At 43.7% G+C, this 1,966-nt stretch carries 1 protein-coding gene; it reads right to left on the bottom strand.

What is annotated here, in order from left to right; all coding sequences use genetic code 11:
- Positions 1 to 373: 373 nt before the first annotated feature.
- Positions 374 to 1,651, bottom strand: a complete 1,278-nt coding sequence (locus VQ00_RS15620) for an IS110 family RNA-guided transposase (protein ID WP_046181062.1) — start codon at positions 1,649 to 1,651, stop codon at positions 374 to 376.
- Between the last annotated feature and the right edge of the window lie 315 nt (positions 1,652 to 1,966).

Genomic DNA, 1,966 nt, shown 5'->3' with positions numbered 1-1,966 from the left:
CTCCCTCTATAAACATTGATGTATCAACGGTTTACATCACTTCGTGATGAGAGGAAAATTATTTTTATACTTACTTATAAACATAGTTTTGAATTTATTGTTTTTATTACCAAGTTGAGTGTACGCTTCGCTAAAGCTAATGGAAATTATTAGCTTTTATTTCCGTTATTTTGATGCACAATGGATCTCTGCAATACTTATGACGACGTACCCTCCCATGTCTCTTAGCGTCAGTGCGCTTACATTCCTTCGTTCGGTCTATTCATAAGGCAGAGGCCTGCTAAGCTGCCCCGGGGACTCGTGGTCTTAGTTTAGTTATCATGCCGGCTTCTCCGTGTCATCCTTCTTGTTATAGTCGATTAATTGAAATATATTACGCTGCCACTCCAAGACAGTTGAGATCTTGCATCATATACCTTGCCTCAAAACGTACTCTCTTCTTACAAATACCATGTAATACCTTGAGTAATTTACCGCATAGCACAACCATTGACTGTTTTCCCCTCAGGGGATTAAGTGGTCGGGTTGTGTAATATTCATGAAGCTGTTTAAACGCCTCGTTATGCCGAATCAGTGGGACCATCACTTTGAAAAGAACCATCCTCAATCTCTTTCTGCCGCGCTTGGAGATATGTTTTTGGCCCTTGTGTTGGCCGGATGAAGTTTCACGTAATGTTAATCCCGCTAGTTTGATGAGTTGGCGTGGATTTTCATAGAGTGAAAAGCTTCCTACTTCCGAAAGCAGATCGACGATTGTGGCATCCCCTAACCCAGGAACAGAAGCAAGGAATTCGTATTCTTGAGTCGCTTTCGCCATTTCGGCTAATTGACTGTTTACGCTCTCGATTTCTGCTTCTAACAACCGGTACTGGCGCAGGAGCGTGGCAATTTCATGTTGGGCCATCTGTAATCCTTCTGTCAGTCCGATCGAACTCGTGGCTGCTTCTATCAGAAGCTTCGCTTTCGGCAATTGTGGTGCCCGCATTCCCTCTACCTGCCGGTAGAGAAAGACTAACTCTTCGGCGGTTTTCCCTTCAATATCCTGTGGCAGAGGCGTCATTTCGAGTGTCGCAAGCGCCATCTTTCCGAAGGACGGATAGACTTGCGTAAACTCCGGAAAATAACGGTCAAGCCAACGGATGATCCGGTTTTTGATACTCGCTAAATCCTCCGTCAGCTTTGAACGTAGTGTAGAACCGATCCGTAGCTCAGCCTCGACATCCTTGAGGAGACGGGGGTAGCTGAAGCGGCCGTCTTTCATTAATCTGGCAATGACCAACGCATCTTTCTTATCGTTCTTGGTTGGAAGATTATCATCCAGTTCCTTTGAGCGTTTGACGTGCAACGGATTTACCATGACAAGCGGTACCCCATATTGGTCCAGGAAATAGGCCAAGTTCATCCAGTAGTGTCCTGTCGGTTCGATTCCGATGATCACTTCCGTTTTCTTAGTCTCCTTCATGGCTTGGCGAATCTTTTGATAAAATGCTTCAAAGCCTTTCCTTGACTGATGTACCGCAAAGGCTTTTTCAATTACACGTCCTCGTTCGTCCACAAAGCAGGCGTAATGCACGGTTTTGGCAATATCCATGCCGACGACGAGAGTGTTTTCCGTGACTTGATTAAGTTTTTCATTCGCTTTAAAATTCATAGAGGAGTCCTCCTTGTTTGATGATGGGTCAATTGGTCGTTGACACTCATGCATCATACTAGAGGGCTCTTTTTCTTTCAAGATGGCGCAAATCCTTCTAACAGGAATGCTGCCCCTTTAGCTCAATAAGAAAAGGCTGCCGAAATGACAGCCACAGCCGAGATATTAAACAAAAGCACCCCGATAGTTTAAGAAGAAATCTTTAAAGTTTGAAATCTAAATTATTTAAAGTCCATTCAATATTTATCTGAGTTTCTCCGCCAACTCTAAAATAATACCCTCTGGACCACGAACATAGCATAACTTATAACTTTC

It is taken from the genome of Domibacillus tundrae, from assembly GCF_000970675.1.
GTDB lineage: Bacteria > Bacillota > Bacilli > Bacillales > Domibacillaceae > Domibacillus > Domibacillus tundrae.
This window is presented reverse-complemented; position numbering and strand designations above follow the sequence as displayed.